Here is a 17,305-nt window from a genome sequence, read left to right as displayed (position 1 = left end):
ACACGGCCTGGTCCATTCAGGCTAGACCTGCATCCCCATTGCGACGATCACAATCAAGCAAGGATTTTCGTCATGACTTCTTCCTGGCGGTTCCGTACTCGCCGCGTCCAGGTGAGTAATAGGGTGCGCAACATCGACGACGAATACGGACCGAGGGTGATTCGCCGTGCATGAGCTGTCACTGTGCCACGCCATCGCCGGCGTCGTGAAGCCTCACGCCGCCGGGCGGCGGGTGGACGTCGTGCGGGTCCAGGTAGGTGCGCTGCGGCAGGTGGTGCCCGACTCGTTGTCGTTCTGTTGGACGCTGGTGCGAGACTTCGCGGACATGGAGGATGCCGAGCTGGAACTGCAGCTGATCGCCGCCGCGGTGTCGTGCCGGTCGTGCGGGGCCGAGACGGAAATCGAATCGCGCTTCTCGGTCGCCTGCCCCGGGTGTGGCAGCGCCGACGTGGACGTCATCCGCGGCGAGGAGTTCATGGTCACGTCCATCGAGGTCGGCGATTCCGCAGCCGTCGAATCGTCGAAAGGTGCTCAGAATGGGTAGGTTTCATCGTCACGACGACGGCACCGAACACAGCCACGACCATCACCACGAACCCGACCATGGGGACCACAGCGGATACGCGACCGGATCCCAACGTGTCGACGTGCTCGAGTCGATCTTCGCGGAGAACGACGTCAGAGCCGACTTCAACCGCAGCGCGTTCGAGAGCAACGGCGTCCGCGCCCTGAACCTCATGAGCTCGCCGGGCTCGGGCAAGACGACGGTGCTGGCCGCGACCCTCGACGAACTCAGCGGCGACATCGCGATCGGCGTGATCGAAGGTGACATCGCCACCGACCTCGACGCCGCCAAGCTGGCAGGCCGTGGCGCACAGGTCTCACTTCTCAACACCAGCAACGGCTTTGGCGGTGAATGCCACCTCGATGCCCCGATGGTGAACCGGGCCTTGGCCGGACTTGATCTGCCGGCCCTGGACCTCGTCATCGTCGAGAACGTCGGAAACCTCGTGTGCCCAGCCGAGTTCGACGTCGGCGAGCACGCGAAGGTGATGGTCTACTCGATCACCGAGGGCGAGGACAAGCCGCTGAAGTACCCGGTGATGTTTCGTTCGGTGGACGTGGTGCTGCTCAACAAGATCGACCTCGAGCCGCACCTCGATGCCGACGTCGCGACGTACGTCGACCACGTGCATCAGGTCAACCCCAAGGCGCTCGTGCTGCCCCTGAGCGCACGAACCGGCGAGGGCATGGGGGCGTGGTACGCGTGGCTACGCGAGTTCACCCGGCCCCCCGCTTCCCCGTGAGCGTGCGCAATGTCGGGTTTTCTCTCGGCGTGTCGGCCGCAGACACGCACGCTCGCGGAGGCTCGCGGAGGAGTGGGAGGGCTACTGCGGGAGGGCCGCTCTGGCCTTGAGTGCCAGCCACAGTTCCATCCGGTCGTCACCGTCGTCGAGGCGTCTCCCCGTCAACGTGGCGATCCGATCGATGCGGTTCCGAACGGTGTTGCGGTGCAGCGACAGTCGATGCGCTGCTGGATCCCAGGCGCCGTTGGCCCGCAGCCACTGATCCAGGGTGCGTAGTAGTTCCAGCCTGTCGCGCGGATCCAGATGGTCCAAGGGAGCGAGCACCGCGTCGGCGAAGCCACGAACCGCTTCCGGTGCGCCCAATGACAGCAGCAGCGACACCGTCTCCCCCTCACTCGCGGTGACGATGCGGCCGAGGTGCTCGCTGACCGGGAGCAGCGAGCGGGCCTGCATCGCCGAGACCGCCAGCGTTTCCGGAGCCGTCGGGGCGCCGATGCCCGCGGGCAGGCCCGCCGCGTGCGTCGCGAGGGTGTTCGTCAGCGCCGTCGGATCGCTGTGCGCGATCTCCACGGTCCCGCCGTGCACTCGAACCAACGCCCCGTCGAGACCGAGGTGCACTCGGTACGCGAGCGCATCTACGTCCTCCGACGCGACCACGGCCACCTGGTAGTGCTCCGCCGTCAAACCGACGCTCGCGGCGAGGGGTCGTGCGCGCTCGTGTTTGATGCCGGGCCGCAGCAATTGCGCGAAGACCTGATCGCGTCGCCGCCGCTCGGGTTGGTCGGAAAGATTGCGCCGCTCGATGTCCAGGGCGATCAGGGACACCAGTACGGTCGACGAGCTGCGGGACGTCACGTTCATGTCGGCCCCCAGCACGACGTACGCCAGCGGCACCTCGGCGCCGACGGTGTGCACCTCGAAGTCGTCCACCATTGACCACCCGCCGCCTCCTGCGCGTGGGTGAAACGGCATCCGGCACGCCAGTTCGACGATCCCGGCATCCGCGCCCGACGTCGCCGCCATCAGGCGCCCGCCGCTGTCGCACACCACGCACGGGGTGTCGCTGGACGTCGCCCAGGCCGACAGGAGCGCCTGCAACGGCGCAGCGCTGGTCGCGACCGCGGTGAGTCTGCGGTTGATCTCCATCGCGGTCTGCAGGTCGTGACGCTCCTGCGTGGCGATGGTCTCGAAGACCCACTTGGTGACGGCGATGAACGGTGTCTCGTCGGGCACCATCAGGAGGGGGACGCCGAGCTCCTGCGCGGCGTCCCGCAGGGCGTCCGGACAGTCCTGATACGGCAACCCGTGCCCTAGTCCGAGCGCGACGCCAGCGACCCCCGCGGCAGCGCATTCGGATAAGTAGGCACGGCACTCGGTCGGCTTCATCGGCAGCAGTAGCCCGACCGTCATGAGCAATTCGCCACCGCGCAACCAGTCACCGGGTGACGTCAGCTCGGACACATGGGCCGAGGTGACTTCACGGTCGAGCCCCACGCCACCCACCACGAGCTGCAGGTTCAGCGATTGATCGGCGACGACGTCGCCGACCGTGATCACCGCCCACCTGCCCAAATGTACATTTCGCCCAAGGTAATGGACACATTGAACACATCGGCCGTAGTGGTCGGCAGACCCTCGGCGCGTGGTGATACGCAACACACCAACACCCAGGAGCGCCCATGTCATCACCCACACCCGTGGCCGACGAAGGTCGCGCGGGCTCGATGATCGAGACCCGATCCATCGACTACGTTCCCGACGACGAGCGCCACGGAAAGGTGTCGCACCAGGGCCCGTTCTGGTTCGTCGGCAACTTCCAGCCGTTCACCCTCGCCCTGGGCTTCGTCGGCCCCAGCCTTGGACTGTCACTGTGGTGGACGATCGTCGCGGGCATCGCCGGCATTGCGTTCGGCACGCTGTTCATGGCGTTTCACGCCACGCAGGGCCCGGTGCTCGGACTCCCCCAGATGATCCAGTCCAGGGCACAGTTCGGTTACCGCGGCGTGCTGTTGCCACTGATCGGCACGCTGTTCACCTTCGTCGGCTTCAACGTGGTCGACGTCGTCATCATCAAATCCGGCCTCCAGTCGATCTTCGGCTGGAATCCCGTGGTGGTGGCAGTCGTCATCACGGTCGTCGCGGCTCTCGTCGCAATCTTCGGACACGACCTGCTGCACAAGACGTTTCGGGTGCTGTTCTGGATCTCCCTGCCCCTGTGGATCGTCCTGACATGTGGAGTGTTGTTCGGCGGCGTGACGGGAACGGCCGCGACCCCAGGCGGTTTCACGTTCGTCGCGTTCCTGGTGCAGTTCAGCGTCGCGGCGTCGTACAACATCACCTATGCGCCGTACGTCTCCGACTACAGCCGCTATCTGCCACGCACCACCAAGCCGTCCGCAATCATCGCTTCAGTGTTCCTCGGCGCGTCGGCTTCACCCGCCTGGTTGATCCCACTCGGTGCGTGGATGGCCACCTACCTCGGCGCGAGCGACGCCCTGGCCGGCATCAATCAAACTGGCAACGACACCTTTTCCTACCTCGGTAGCGTGCTGGCGGTCGTGTCCACACTGGTGCTGGTCGCGACGATGGGCCTGAACGCCTACAGCGGCATGCTCACCGTCGTCACGGGCCTGGACTCACTGAAGTCGGTCAATCCGACACGCAACCTGCGCGTCGTGACCATCGTCGTACTGGCGATCGCCTGGCTGGTGATGAGCCTGCTGCTCTCGAACGCGACCACCGCGCTCAACACGACGCTGCTGATCATGCTGTACCTGCTGGCGCCGTGGACCGCCGTCAACCTGACTGATTACTTCTTCGTTCGCCGCGGCCACTACGCGATCGCAGACCTGTTCACTCCCAACGGAATCTACGGTGCCTGGTCGTGGCGCGGACTGACCGCCTTCTCGGCGGGGGTCCTGGCCGAGATCCCGTTCGTCGACCTACCGTTCTTCGTCGGACCCGCCGCCTCGGCGCTCGGCGAGGTCGACATCGCCTTTGCCGTGGGGCTACTGGTCTCCGGTGTGTTCTACATCGCGCTCACCAGGTCGTTGGACGTGTCGGGCGAACTCGCGTTCATCGACTCGAGTCCCACGGTCAGCGATCCCGGCAGCAAGGACGACATCGTCAAGAGCATTGCCGAGGAGGAGAACCGATGAGCTCCGATCCCATCGGACCGCCGGACGCCAGCCGCGTTCCGCGGTACACCGACCCGGCGACATTCGCCCGCCTGCCCCGCATCGATCAGGTCGCGGCTGCCGACGTGTGCATCGTCGGCATCCCGTTCGACAGCGGAGTGTCGTACCGGCCGGGCGCCCGCTTCGGGCCCGGCCACGTTCGCGCCGCGTCGAAGCTGTTGCGGCCGTACAACCCGGCGCTGAACGTATCGCCCTTCTCCACCCAGCAGGTCGCCGACTGCGGGGACATCGCGGTCAATCCCTTCGACATCGAGGACGCGATCACCACGATCGACTCGTCGATCACCGACATTCGGAAGGACGGCTCCACGGTCCTGACCATCGGCGGTGACCACACCATCGCGCTGCCGATCCTGCGGTCACTGGCCCGCGACCACGGCCCGATTGCCGTGCTGCACTTCGACGCCCACCTCGACACCTGGGACACCTACTTCGGCGCGCCCTACACGCATGGCACGCCGTTCCGCCGGGCCAGCGAGGAGGGTCTGATCGACATGGAACGCTCGCAGCACATCGGCATCCGCGGCCCGCTGTACAGCAAGCAGGATCTGGAGGACGACGCCGTGCTGGGCTTCCAGGTGATCCGTTCCGATGACTACGAAGTCGACGGCGTGAAGAGCATCGTCGAACGGATGCGGGCGCGACTCGACGGTGGGCCGGTGTACGTCTCGGTCGACATCGACGTGCTCGATCCCGCGCACGCTCCCGGCACCGGGACGCCCGAGGCCGGCGGCATGACGTCACGCGAACTGCTGAACACGCTGCGAGGACTGGTCGGGCTGAACGTGGTCGGCGCGGACATCGTCGAGGTGTCGCCTGCGTACGACCACGCCGAGATCACCGGCATCGCCGCGGCGCACGTCGGCTACGAACTGCTGTCGGTCCTGGCGGCGAATCGCTGAAGCCTCTTTCACGAGACTCGTCAATTCCGTTGTGTCACTGCGGTTTAACTGGCCACAAATCATGCATTCCGGTCGGTGGTTCGAACTATTGTGGCGCTCCTCAGGTTTCCGCCGATCTTGGAGCACACACCACCCTCTCGGGTGAGCCGCTGGCACCGGTACTCGCCCACACCGCCGCCGCCCAGGCCCAAGGCACAGTCGGTCCCGATCACGTCAAGGTGATCCGCCGCTTCGTCGAGGACATCCCCGGCCACGTCGACCACGAAACACGGGAGCACTCCGAGAAGACCCTGGACTCAGTGGCATCGACATTGCGACCCGACCAGTTGCGCAAGGCCGCCGACCGCCTGATGGCACTGATCAACCCCGACGGCGAGTACAGCGACGAAGACCGGGCCAGCAAACGCGGCATCACCATCGGCCCCAGGACACCGACGGGATGAGCAAGATCAGCGGCTGGCTGTCACCGCAACCCCACGCCACCTTCGACCCGATGCTGGCCAAGTGGGCCGCACCGGGAATGTGCAATCCCGACGACCAAACGCCCTGCGTGGACGGCACCCCCAGCCAAGCCGCGATCGACAACGACTTCCGTTCCCCTGCCCAACGCACCCACGACGCGTTCCACGCCGTTGGGCGCGCGATGCTGTCCTCCGGACAACTCGGTCAGCACCAAGGACTCCCGGTCACCGTGATCGTCTCCACCACGCTCAGCGAGCTGCAATCCGGGGCCGGGCAGGCCGTCACCGCCGGCGGCACCCTGCTGCCGATGGCCGACGTGATCCGGATGGCCGCCCACGCCCAACACTACCTCGCCGTATACGACAAGCACACCCAGAAGGCGCGCTACCTCGGCAGAACCAAACGCATCGCCACCCCCGGTCAGCGAATCGTGTTGCACGCCAACGAATGTATCGGTTGTGTACTGATACTCTAGGCCCATTAGAACAGCCGCGTACGCCCGCATTTCCGCTGACCAGACGGGCGAAGGCCTCGGCGTGGAGCGTCAGCTCGAGGACGGACGTGCGCTGGCCGAGAAGCTGGGTTGGGACGTCGTCGCCCGATTCGACGACAACGACCTGTCCGCCTACAACGGCAAGACCAGACCCGGCTTCGATGCGCTCATTACCGCGATGAACCGCCGCGACTTCGACGCGCTGATCTGCTGGCACACCGACCGGCTCTACCGCTCGATGAAGGACCTCGAGCGGCTCATCGACGTTGCCGACGCCGCCGGGGTACGGATCAAGACCGTCCAGGGTGGCGACCTGGACCTGTCCAACAGCGCGAGCAAGATGGTCGCCCGGTCGCGCCAACGTCCAGAAGGCGCAAGCCGGGACGTAGCAGACCGCTAAAAGGCCGTTCGGGTACACCATGGATGGCGTTCCCCTGGAACCCGAAGCGACCGCGTTTCGGACGGCCGTAGCCGACGTGCTGAAGGGCAATGGCATCAATCAGGTGGCTCGCGAGTGGAATGCTGCGGAACTCCGCACCACGCTGGCCGGACGTACGCAGAAGAAGCCGATGAAGTCCGGCATGAAGGGCGTCATGCAGGAGTTCACCATCTCCGGCACGTTCGCGTCACCGCGAGTTCGTCGTCTGCTGATGAACTGCGAGTGACGCCGTGGTAGGTGATGTCTTAGCTTAGTCATCGGAGTTACCTAACTGAGGTGCAGGGCGGACCGCCGCGGGCGGGTTCGGCTGGACGGTTGCTGCTGTTTGGTGTGCAGCGAAGAACCCGCGGGGGTTGGGAGCGCGCACGATCGCGCCTCTGTCGCGGCTGTTGGGGTGATCACGACGGGTTCGTCTCGGCGAGGACTGTGCCGACCATATAGGTGACGAAATCGTCGGGTTGTTCGAACAGCGGCCGATGACCGGACGTGTCGAACACCACTAGATCCTTGGTCGGAGCGGTCAACATCGAGTACCACTCGGCAAAAGGCTCGGCGCGTCCACGGGCTTCGTGGGCGCCTTCGACGAAGAACACGGGAACTTCGAGCCGGGCGGCATCGACGCGGAAGTCGATCTCCTGGATCTGCGGGTAGATGAAGTTGAAGGTGTCGAGGAACCCGCCGAGCGTGTGGATCTGTTCGACGAGGGTGTACTCGGGTACGAAGAAGTTCTCCGAGAACCCGCCTGCACCTTCAGAGTTGCCGCTGCGGTCGTACGGGTAGACCTCCTGCTCGTTGGCCAGGGTGGCTTCGAGGTCGAGCAGCGTGGTGTACGGGGGCGGTCCGAGACGGGTGAGGGTGTTGACGACGTCGTTGTTGCCCGTGTCGCGAGCCCACGCGAGGGTGTCGGCGTAGAAGATGTGGTCCGTCTCGCGGGCGCTGACCATCTGCCCGGTTCCGATGAACGCGGCGTACAGCTCGGGGTGCTGCTGCACCGCGCGGACACCGAGGATCGTGCCGTAGGACTGACCGAGGAGGTAGATCTTGTCCTGGCCGAAGCGGTCGCGGAGGTACTTGGTCACTTCGATGGTGTCGGCGACTGCGTTGTCGAACGTCAGCGTCGCTGTTGGTTCGATCTCGGTGTAGGACTTGCCGGTCCCGCGCTGGTCCCAGGTCACCACGACGAACTCGTTCTCCAGCGTCGAGAGATGATTGCGCATTGCCCCGAGTTCGCTGCCGCCAGGTCCACCGGCGAGATACAGCAGGATCGGGTTGTCGGTGTTTGCGCCGCGGATCATCATTGCCAAGTCGTGGCCCCCGATGTCGAAACGGATCAGTTCGGCGATGCTGCCCTCGACCCTGTTGTCGTTCGAGTCGCGGAACGCTTCGGTGCTTGCCGGACGAGCGATTCCGGCGGCCAACGCAATCATCCCGACAGTGACTACACCAGCGAAGGTTCGCCTCAAATAGAAACCGACTCGCGCCCGACCGTGTCGACTGCGCGGACCGCCACTCATGCGCCGTGCCAACGCTGAACCGAAAGCAACACCGAGCAGCATAGGCACGAGCCCGACCACGCCATGCAACCCGCGGCCGACGGCAAGCGCGAGGATTCCATAGGTGCTGCCTGGATGGATCCCATCAACGGTCGGACCGTCAGAGCCGATCCGGGCAACCTCGAACACCGCAACGAAAACCACAGGGGCGAGCAACATCGCCCACCGGGACCGCATGGCAAAACCGGCCGTCACACCGACCAACGCGCCAATCACCATCGCGATCAACACTTGCGTGGTGGTCATCGGTCCGCGTGGAGTCCACAGGCCGACCAACAACGCGGCCAACGCGGCGGCCCCGGCTGCTGCACCTGCACCGAGTCGCCAGTCACGCCAAAGAAGCACGGTCACCCGACTCTTGTTGAACCGATCAACCAGGGAGGAGCGAGCGCGTGCATTGCGTTCTGGATCGTCGCCACCCGACTCACCCGGGCCAGCGTCGGGTAGAGCAACGACCCCGATGTCCTCGCCGGAATGAAACTCATCGAGTACGGACACAACCACTCCTCATCGCTTCGGGCGGGCCTCACGTCGTCATTGCGTTCGAGCGGGGGACCACACTGATCTGATGGTCATCGTCGTCGCAGACGTGTTGGCCCACCAGAGTCGAACGACCCAACCAGAGCGTCACGCGATGGGGACCTTCGGCGACGCCCCTGGCATTGGAAATCACGGGTTGGCACGACACGGCGTGTACCGGCGGCGCGATTGCCGCTGCCGCACATGCTCCCAAGGCCGGATGGTCGAACTCGTCCACGCGTGGAATGACGCGTTCGCCCCTGCGGGAGCAGCGAACAGAACGCGCGCGATCGTTGAGAGAACGCACCCATAGCCGGCGATCTGCTCGGGTAGCTGTTCAGGCGAGTTCGACCGGCTCCACCCGATACCGACACTCCGCATCACGTGCGCGACCGGCTCGCCGGCCACCCGAGAACGGCCTTGGTCAGCGCTGCGGGGTCTTGTTCTGATGTCGTAACTCGACCGGGTTCGACAGGCCGGGTGGAGTTCCAGGCCCCGACGACTATCAGGACGACCGACCGTGCTGTCAACACGGCGCCGACGCCGACCATGATCAGGGGGAGCGGCAACACGAACGTGTGCTTGGCGCCAACGTTCACATCGGCCGCAACATCAGGTGCACGTCGGCGTTCATCGCGACGAAAGGACACCGGGGTGCCCGGGCGGAAGCGGGGTGTGGTCGCCCAGATCGGGCCAACCGCCCTTGCGACGCGCCTTGGCGATCCTCGGCGACAGCGACTTGTACGCCGCCTGCGTGTTGGGGAGAATCTGTGCGGCGACGAGCCGATAGAACAGCTGCCGCAGCGTAACTCGCGTGTCGTAGGACTCGACGATCGCCCTGGCCTCGTCGAGGACACGATTCCAGTCGGTGGTCATCGACGGCATTCACCCGCTACGCCAACCCGTGGCGACGTCGACCATGATGGCGCCCAGCCTCTCACAGGCGGCGCCGTCGACGAACGCCTCCATGTACTCGTCGCCCTGCTGGAATCGCACGACCAGGCCATCCCCGCGGCGGTGGAGCAAGATGACCGTCGGTCCTCGGTGCGCGCCCGGCGTCAGCGTGGTGGCGTGGAATAGTTCGTAGTCGGCCATGAGTGTCGTCCCGTCAGTCGTTGTGAGGAGTACACAACTGATACATCCATACCAAGGACCGTGGCTGCACCCACCCCGGTTGCACCGCATCGGGTTACCGCTGCGAAGTCCACCACGTCGACACCTTCACCTTCGCCTGCTGGAGCCACCACCCCTGGATCAAGAAGAACGGCTGCCACACCCGAAAACAACCCGACGGCACCACCGAATGGATCCCCCCACCACGACTGGACACCGGTCAGGCCCGCATCAACGCCTACCACCATGCCGAAGCCATGCTCACCGCGGGCGACGACTATCCGCGATGGCGAGTTTGGCTCTGCCCCTGGAGAAGTGCCGCCAACGCGGAGTCTGCGAGTGCGACCGCCGACGTCGCCACATCAAACCGATCGGCCGCATCATGCGATGCCCGCTCGGCCGCTTCGAACTGCTCGTCGGCCGCGTTCAACGCCCGTTCGGCGGCATCAACCGACTCAAGAAGCTTCTCGTAGTGTCGGCGGGCCCTGGCCAACTCAGCCTTTCGCTCGGAAGCAATGTCGACAGCATCGGAGTGCGCCTGCCGAGCCGCCTCGGAGGCGATCCGTGCAGAGGCGACGCGTTCCCTGGCGGCAGCCACGTCGGCCGCGGCCGCCTCGTGATCGTTTGACACGTCGGGTTGCTCGGCCTTCGGCTTGGGCTTCTGCTTCGACTTCGACACGGGCCCGACTGTCGTCACCGAGCCGAAATCACCGAAGCCCGACCATCGTTCGGCCTTCTCCAACCGGCCCAACCGCGCCGCGACGTCGGGATCGGCGATGGCTGCCTGCAGCGTGCCCACCACGTCGTCGCGCAGCGCCGCGGACGGGTTCGACTGGGCGGTCGCCGTGAAGCCGGTGCGGGCCAGCTCGTCGATGAGTTTGCGTTGGACCGAGGACAATTCACGGATTCGGGCGCCATCCATGGCCGCGTGTGCAGCGCGCAGACCATCGGCGAGCTCGGCCAAACGTCGCCGCGCCGCGCCGTCGGCGCGCACCAGGGCGTTCACCACCCACGCCGCCGTCGTCGGCCGCCGAGCTGCGCCGATCAGCTTGGCCGCCTCGGCATCGCCGCGCTTCCTCGCTGCAGCCACCAGGTCCTTGCGTCGCGCCAGGAACTCCTCCGGCGGCACACCGTACAGGCCCTCGACGTCGTCCTCGGCGGTCACAGCGGCGACGCTCCCCGCAGGTGCTCGAAGATCAGCGACGTCTGGGTGCCCGCCACGTCGGCGTCGGCGTTGAGGTTCTCGACCACGAACGAGCGGAGGTCATCGGTGTCGCGCGCCGCCACGTGGAGGATGAAGTCGTCGGCGCCGGCGAGGAAGTAGACGTCCATCACCTGCGGGCGCTCGCGGATGTGCTCGATGAAGGTGCCGATCTTGCCGCGGGCGTTCGACTGCAGGCTGACCGAGATCATCGCCTGAAGCGACAGGCCGATCGACGCGGGATCGATGTCGGCGTAGAAACCGCGGATGACACCGATGTCCTGGAGCCGCCGCACCCGTCCGTGGCAGGTGGACGGCGCGATCCCGACCAGGTCCGCGAGCGCGCTGTTGGACATCCGAGCGTCGCCGTGGAGTGCGGTCAGAATGCGCCGGTCGGTCTCGTCGAGATCGGCGGGTCGAACATTCTTCGGCGACGCCAGGCTTGGCGCGACCGTCTTCGAAGATCGTTCTGGCATTCCGTGAGTTTATCGAATCAACATCGATGGTGTTGTGCTTGGCCCGAATGTTCTTCACAATTTAGCCATCAGAACACGACTTTAGGAGCGGTCATGCGCGTCGGAATCCCGACCGAGATCAAGAACAACGAGTACCGGGTGGCAATCACCCCGGCGGGCGTTTCCGAGTTGACCCGTCGCGGTCACGAGGTGCTCATCCAAGCCGGCGCCGGCGACGGCTCCGCAATCTCCGACCGCGACTTCAAGGCCGCGGGCGCACAGGTGGTCAATAGCGCCGACGAAGTCTGGGCCGAGGCCGACCTGCTGCTCAAAGTCAAGGAGCCCATCGAGGCCGAGTACGGCCGGATGCGCAAGGGCCAGACGCTCTTCACGTACCTGCACCTCGCCGCGTCCAAGCCGTGCACCGACGCCCTGATGACGTCCGGTACCACCTCGATTGCCTACGAGACCGTTCAGACGGCCAACCCAGACGGATCAGTCGCGCTGCCCCTGTTGGCCCCGATGAGCGAGGTCGCAGGCCGGCTCGCTGCACAGGTAGGCGCCTACCACCTGATGCGCAGCCACGGCGGCCGCGGCGTCCTCATGGGCGGTGTCCCCGGCGTCGCGCCTGCCAACGTAGTGGTGATCGGCGGCGGAATGGCAGGCGACAACGCCGCCGCCGTCGCCAAGGGTATGGGCGCTCGCGTCACAGTCTTCGACCTCAACGTCAACACGCTGCGGAAGATCGACGCCGAGTACGGCGGCAGCATCGAGACCCGCTACTCGTCGACGTTGGAACTCGAGGACGCGGTCAAGCATGCCGACCTGGTGATCGGCGCCGTGCTGGTCCCGGGGGCCAAGGCCCCCAAGCTGGTCACCAATTCGATGGTGGCGCACATGAAGTCGGGCGCGGTCTTGGTGGACATCGCCATCGACCAGGGTGGTTGCTTCGAGGACTCCCGGCCCACGACGCATGACGACCCGACCTTTGCAGTGCACGACACGGTGTTCTACTGCGTGGCCAACATGCCAGGTGCGGTGCCGCGCACGTCGACCTTCGCTCTGACCAACGCGACCATGCCGTACGTGCTCAAGCTCGCCGACAAGGGCTGGCAGGCCGCGTGTGCCGCCGATGCCGCTCTGGCCAAGGGCCTTTCGACGCACGAGGGCGCGCTCGTCTCCGAGCAGGTCGCCTCCGACCTGGGCCTGCCTTACACCGACCCGGCGGCACTGCTCGCCTGATACGCCTTCCCCTCCATCGCCCGGCTGACCACGAGTCGGCCGGGCGATGTGCACTTCGCGCCCCATGACCAAACTTGACACCCGTCAAGTACGGTGGGGGCATGCACTTGACCGACGTTCTCCCGGACGCCCCCACGACTACTGCCGACGCCCTGGCCTTGTTCGACGCCGCCCCGGCCGTGGCACCCGACGACATGCTCGGCACGTGGCGGGGCGCCGAACTGCCCACCGGTCATCCACTCGACGGACTGCTGGCGGCCAGCGGTTGGTGGGGCAAGCAGTTCCTCGACGCAGAGTCCGTGCACCCGTTGCTGTTCCCCACGGCCGACGGTGCGGCGCTGTGGGCGCTCAATCCCCTGCTGGCCTTCAGTGGCCTGGGCGTGGTGACCAGCATTCCGCGGCTGCGACATCGGAACTTCACCGGCCTGATCTCGAGGCTGAAACCGGTACTGAGGACCACCGCGCCCAAGGCTCGCCTGCGGACCACCCGCTACCGCGGCGTCGACACCGCGACCATGTTGTACGACCAGCTGCCCGTCAACGACGTGTTCCGGAGGCTGACCGACGACTCCGTCCTCGGTGCGATGGACCTACGCGGATCTGAAAAGCCGTACTTCTTCGTGCTCCGGCGCGACGACTTACTTCGCGTTCGGTAAACATGATGCGCCGACACTCCGCAAGATGACGCGACCGTCGGCGTGTCGCTGCAACAACCGTAGTCTCGGCACTCCGACGTGCCGTCGACTATCCCTCGGCGGAGAGGTACAGAGGCCGAGCGCAAAACATTCCCCGGTCGCTTCGCTCCTGCCCACCGAAGTCATCAGCCCGCGACGCTCCGAAGTGCTTGCGGCAGTGACTTCGTCGATCGATGCGGCCCGAGGACCGCGGCGCCGTACGGTCGGTTCAGCAACCGCTTCGCCACGGCATTCACCTCGTCGAGTGTCACGGCGTCGATGAGGGCCAGAGTCTCGTCGATGCTCCGGTGCTCGCCGAAGTTGAGTTCACTGCGACCGATGCGGTGCATCCGCGAACCCGAGTCCTCCAGACCAAGCACCAACCCGCCGCGCAACGACCCCTTGGCGATTCGGCACTCGGCCTCGGTGATCCCGTCGCGCGCCACCTCGGCCAGCACGTCCGCCGAGACCCGGCTGACCTCTTCGAACCGTTCTGGCAGACACGCCGCGTACACCGACAGCGCACCCGAGTCGGAGAACGTGTCGACCGTGGAGTAGACGGAGTAAGCGAGCCCGCGCGTCTCTCGAATCTGTTGAAACAGGCGCGAACTCAGCCCACCACCGAGTGCACTATTGAGTACCGACAGCGCCCACCGGTGATTCCAGTGCCTGCCCGGCGTCCGCACGCCGAGGAACATGTGCGTCTGCTCGCCGTCGCGGTTGACGAGCTGCAGGCTCGGTCGGCCGGGCACCCGACCGGTGCCCTTGCGGGGCGCAACGGGCTCGTTGCCATTCACCAGTCGCGGTCCGAAGTGTTCCTTCACCAACGCGACGACGTGATCGTGGTCGACGTTGCCCGCCACGGCGACGACCATGCGTTCGGGGGTGTACCGACGCACGTGGAACGAATGCAGTTGTGCGCGAGACATCGTGGAGATCGACTCGATACTGCCGATCACCGGTCGGCCCACCGGGTGGTCGCCGAACATCGCCGACAGGAAGACGTCCCCGAGGGTGTCCTCGGGATCGTCGTCGCGCATGGCGATCTCCTCGAGCACGACGTCGCGCTCGACCTCGACGTCATCGCTGGCACACCGACCCCGCAGCACGACGTCGGCCACCAGGTCGACGGCCAGTTCGAGGTCGGCGTCGAGCACGTGTGCGTAATAGCAGGTGTGCTCGCGGGCGGTGAACGCATTCAGTTCACCGCCCACGGCATCGACCGCCTGGGCGATCTGCACCGCCGAGCGCGTCGGCGTCGACTTGAACAGCAGATGCTCGAGGAAGTGAGCGGCGCCGGCCACGCTATGACCCTCGTCGCGTGACCCGACGCCTACCCACACTCCCACCGATGCCGAACGCACCGACGGAACGAACTCCGTGACGACGCGAAGCCCGCCAGGCAGCTCACTGCGCCGGACGAACTTAGCGGCTGGCTGTCGCGGCATCGGCGGGTGCAGCACCCGAATCCGTCGAGATTTCGGCGGGAGCCTCAGCTGAATCGGCTTCCGCTTCTTCGGCCACCAGCACCAGCGAGATCTTGCCGCGGTTGTCGATGTCGGCGATCTCGACGCGCAACTTGTCGCCGACCTTGCACACGTCTTCGACCTTGGCAATGCGCTTGCCGCGACCCAGCTTCGAGATGTGCACCAGGCCGTCACGACCAGGCAGCAGGGACACGAACGCACCGAAATCGGTGGTCTTGACCACGGTCCCGAGGAACCGCTCACCGATCTTGGGCAGCTGCGGGTTGGCGATCGCGTTGATCATGTCGATCGCCGCCTGCGCCGCTTCGCCGTTGCTAGCGCCGACGAACACGGTGCCATCGTCCTCGATGGAGATCGAGGCACCGGTCTGCTCGGTGATCGAGTTGATCATCTTGCCCTTGGGCCCGATGACCTCGCCGATCTTGTCGATCGGCACCTTGATCGTGGTGATCCGCGGCGCGTACGGGCTCATCTCGTCGGGCTCGTCGATGGCCTCGGCCATGACCTCGAGAATCGTGATGCGGGCGTCCTTGGCCTGCGCCAGAGCACCGGCCAACACCTGCGACGGAATGCCGTCGAGCTTGGTGTCCAACTGCAATGCGGTGACGAAGTCCTTCGTGCCTGCGCACTTGAAGTCCATGTCGCCGAACGCGTCCTCGGCGCCGAGGATGTCCGTCAGCGTGACGAAGCGACGCTCCGTGCCACCGCCCTCGACCTCGACGTCGTCGGACACCAGTCCCATTGCGATACCCGCGACCGGAGCCTTCAGCGGCACGCCGGCGTTGAGCAGCGACAGGGTCGACGCACACACCGAGCCCATCGACGTCGAGCCGTTGGAGCTCAGCGCCTCCGACACCTGACGTATGGCGTACGGGAACTCCTCGATGCTCGGCAAAACCGGCATCAAGGCGCGCTCGGCGAGCGCGCCGTGCCCGATCTCGCGCCGCTTGGGTGAACCGACGCGGCCGGTCTCACCGGTCGAATACGGCGGGAAGTTGTAGTGGTGCATGTACCGCTTGGACTTCTCCGGCCCCAGCGAGTCGATCTGCTGCGCCATCTTGACCATGTCCAGCGTGGTCACACCCATGATCTGGGTCTCGCCGCGCTCGAACAGAGCGCTGCCGTGCGCCCGCGGGATCACGGCAACCTCTGCGGAGAGCGCACGGATGTCCGTGATGCCGCGGCCGTCGATGCGGAAGTGGTCGGTCAGGATGCGCTGGCGGACCAGCTTCTTGGTCAGCGAGCGGTAGGCCGCGCCGATCTCCTTCTCGCGACCGGCGTAGGTCTCGCCGAGGCGGTCGAGCACCTCGCCCTTGATCTCATTGGTGCGCTCGTCACGCTCTTCCTTGCCCGCGATCGTCAACGCCTTGGAGAGCTCGTCGGTGGCCACCGAGGACACCGCGTCGAACGCGTCGTCCTGGTAGTCGGGGAACACCGGGTAGTCGGCGATCGGCTTGGCGGCGCTGTCGGCCAGCTCCTGCTGCGCGTCGCAGAGCGCGGCGATGAATGGCTTGGCGGCCTCGAGACCCTCGGCCACGACGCTCTCCGTGGGCGCACCGGCACCGCCGGCGATCAGCTCGATCACGTTGTCGGTGGCCTCGGCCTCGACCATCATGATGGCCACGTCGTCGGCCGTCTTGCGGCCTGCGACGACCATGTCGAACACGGCGGTCTCGAGCTGCTCAACGGTGGGGAACGCGACCCACTGGCCGTCGATCAGGGCGACGCGAACGCCGCCGACGGGACCGGAGAAGGGGATTCCGGAGATCTGCGTGGACGCGGAGGCGGCGTTGATGGCCAGCACGTCGTACAGATCCTTGGGATCAAGGCTCAAGATGGTGACGACGACCTGGATCTCGTTGCGCAGGCCCGAGATGAAGGTGGGGCGCAGCGGCCTGTCGATCAGGCGGCAGGTCAGGATCGCGTCCGTGGAGGGGCGGCCCTCACGACGGAAGAACGAACCGGGGATGCGCCCCGCTGCGTACATGCGCTCTTCGACGTCGATCGTCAGCGGGAAGAAGTCGAAGTGTTCCTTTGGCGTCTTGCTGGCCGTGGTGGCCGACAGGAGCATGGTCTCGTCGTCGAGATACGCGACGACGGCGCCGGCGGCCTGCTTGGCCAGCCGTCCCGTCTCGAAGCGGATGGTGCGGGTGCCGAAGCTCCCATTGTCGATGACGGCAGTCGATTCGAATACGCCGTCTTCTATTTCAGTTGCAGACATACGTGTGTCAGGCCTCTTTGGTTCTCGTGTTCCTGCTGTT

16 protein-coding genes and 1 pseudogene are annotated in these 17,305 nt (G+C 65.8%); 9 read left to right on the top strand and 8 right to left on the bottom strand.

Annotation, left to right across the window (positions count from 1 at the left end; all coding sequences use genetic code 11):
• Positions 1 to 166 precede the first annotated feature (166 nt).
• Positions 167 to 544: a hydrogenase maturation nickel metallochaperone HypA/HybF gene (locus VET27_RS08680; protein WP_526517066.1), complete on the top strand. Its 378-nt coding sequence runs from the start codon at positions 167 to 169 to the stop codon at positions 542 to 544.
• Positions 537 to 1,307, top strand: a complete 771-nt coding sequence (hypB, locus tag VET27_RS08675) for a hydrogenase nickel incorporation protein HypB (RefSeq protein ID WP_526517064.1) — start codon at positions 537 to 539, stop codon at positions 1,305 to 1,307. Before VET27_RS08680 ends, hypB begins: the two co-directional genes overlap by 8 nt.
• Before the next feature lie 81 nt (positions 1,308 to 1,388).
• Here the strand turns inward: hypB and VET27_RS08670 are convergent, their stop codons facing one another.
• Positions 1,389 to 2,864 (bottom strand): PucR family transcriptional regulator, encoded by a 1,476-nt coding sequence (locus tag VET27_RS08670; RefSeq protein ID WP_526517062.1) that lies wholly within the window; start codon positions 2,862 to 2,864, stop codon positions 1,389 to 1,391.
• A 122-nt stretch (positions 2,865 to 2,986) separates the two neighbouring features.
• On the opposite strand from VET27_RS08670, the gene VET27_RS08665 reads away from it, so the two are divergent.
• From VET27_RS08665 to VET27_RS08645, 5 genes and pseudogenes are all read left to right on the top strand, one after another.
• Positions 2,987 to 4,465, top strand: coding sequence for a purine-cytosine permease family protein (locus tag VET27_RS08665; protein ID WP_526517060.1), 1,479 nt, complete (start codon positions 2,987 to 2,989; stop codon positions 4,463 to 4,465).
• Positions 4,462 to 5,406: an agmatinase gene (speB, locus tag VET27_RS08660; protein ID WP_526517058.1), complete on the top strand. Its 945-nt coding sequence runs from the start codon at positions 4,462 to 4,464 to the stop codon at positions 5,404 to 5,406. The genes VET27_RS08665 and speB overlap by 4 nt, the downstream gene beginning before the upstream one ends.
• 29 nt (positions 5,407 to 5,435) lie before the next feature.
• Positions 5,436 to 6,343, top strand: a pseudogene (locus VET27_RS08655) (DUF222 domain-containing protein).
• 61 nt (positions 6,344 to 6,404) lie between these two features.
• Positions 6,405 to 6,761, top strand: coding sequence for a recombinase family protein (locus VET27_RS08650; protein WP_526517056.1), 357 nt, complete (start codon positions 6,405 to 6,407; stop codon positions 6,759 to 6,761).
• 19 nt (positions 6,762 to 6,780) lie between these two features.
• Positions 6,781 to 7,026: a hypothetical protein gene (locus VET27_RS08645; RefSeq protein ID WP_526517054.1), complete on the top strand. Its 246-nt coding sequence runs from the start codon at positions 6,781 to 6,783 to the stop codon at positions 7,024 to 7,026.
• 172 nt (positions 7,027 to 7,198) lie between these two features.
• Here the strand turns inward: VET27_RS08645 and VET27_RS08640 are convergent, their stop codons facing one another.
• From VET27_RS08640 to aldR, 5 genes are all read right to left on the bottom strand, one after another.
• Positions 7,199 to 8,227, bottom strand: a complete 1,029-nt coding sequence (locus tag VET27_RS08640; RefSeq protein ID WP_526517052.1) for an alpha/beta fold hydrolase — start codon at positions 8,225 to 8,227, stop codon at positions 7,199 to 7,201.
• A 1,275-nt stretch (positions 8,228 to 9,502) separates the two neighbouring features.
• Positions 9,503 to 9,748, bottom strand: coding sequence for a hypothetical protein (locus VET27_RS08635; protein ID WP_526517050.1), 246 nt, complete (start codon positions 9,746 to 9,748; stop codon positions 9,503 to 9,505).
• A gap of 9 nt (positions 9,749 to 9,757) precedes the next feature.
• Positions 9,758 to 9,967, bottom strand: a complete 210-nt coding sequence (locus tag VET27_RS08630; RefSeq protein ID WP_526517048.1) for a hypothetical protein — start codon at positions 9,965 to 9,967, stop codon at positions 9,758 to 9,760.
• Positions 9,968 to 10,262: 295 nt separating this feature from the next.
• On the bottom strand, positions 10,263 to 11,150 hold the full coding sequence (locus VET27_RS08625; protein ID WP_526517046.1) for a hypothetical protein: 888 nt from the start codon (positions 11,148 to 11,150) through the stop codon (positions 10,263 to 10,265).
• Complete coding sequence (gene aldR, locus VET27_RS08620; protein ID WP_526517045.1) at positions 11,147 to 11,662, bottom strand: HTH-type transcriptional regulator AldR; 516 nt, start codon at positions 11,660 to 11,662, stop codon at positions 11,147 to 11,149. Before aldR ends, VET27_RS08625 begins: the two co-directional genes overlap by 4 nt.
• A 93-nt stretch (positions 11,663 to 11,755) precedes the next feature.
• Between aldR and ald the strand changes: the two genes are divergently transcribed.
• Both ald and VET27_RS08610 read left to right on the top strand, forming a co-directional pair.
• Positions 11,756 to 12,883: an alanine dehydrogenase gene (gene ald / locus VET27_RS08615; protein ID WP_526517043.1), complete on the top strand. Its 1,128-nt coding sequence runs from the start codon at positions 11,756 to 11,758 to the stop codon at positions 12,881 to 12,883.
• A gap of 101 nt (positions 12,884 to 12,984) precedes the next feature.
• Positions 12,985 to 13,539 (top strand): GXWXG domain-containing protein, encoded by a 555-nt coding sequence (locus VET27_RS08610; RefSeq protein ID WP_526517041.1) that lies wholly within the window; start codon positions 12,985 to 12,987, stop codon positions 13,537 to 13,539.
• A 164-nt stretch (positions 13,540 to 13,703) separates the two neighbouring features.
• On the opposite strand, the gene VET27_RS08605 is transcribed toward VET27_RS08610, so the two are convergent.
• Positions 13,704 to 15,005 (bottom strand): M16 family metallopeptidase, encoded by a 1,302-nt coding sequence (locus VET27_RS08605; protein WP_526517039.1) that lies wholly within the window; start codon positions 15,003 to 15,005, stop codon positions 13,704 to 13,706.
• The gene (locus VET27_RS08600; protein ID WP_526517037.1) at positions 14,983 to 17,265 is read right to left on the bottom strand and encodes a polyribonucleotide nucleotidyltransferase; all 2,283 of its coding nucleotides are present in this window, start codon (positions 17,263 to 17,265) and stop codon (positions 14,983 to 14,985) included. Before VET27_RS08600 ends, VET27_RS08605 begins: the two co-directional genes overlap by 23 nt.
• Between the last annotated feature and the right edge of the window lie 40 nt (positions 17,266 to 17,305).

It is taken from the genome of Mycobacterium sp. (assembly GCF_035633495.1).
Taxonomy (GTDB): domain Bacteria; phylum Actinomycetota; class Actinomycetes; order Mycobacteriales; family Mycobacteriaceae; genus Mycobacterium.
The sequence above is the reverse complement of the archived record's forward strand: the minus strand, read 5'-3'. Positions and strand labels throughout refer to the sequence as shown.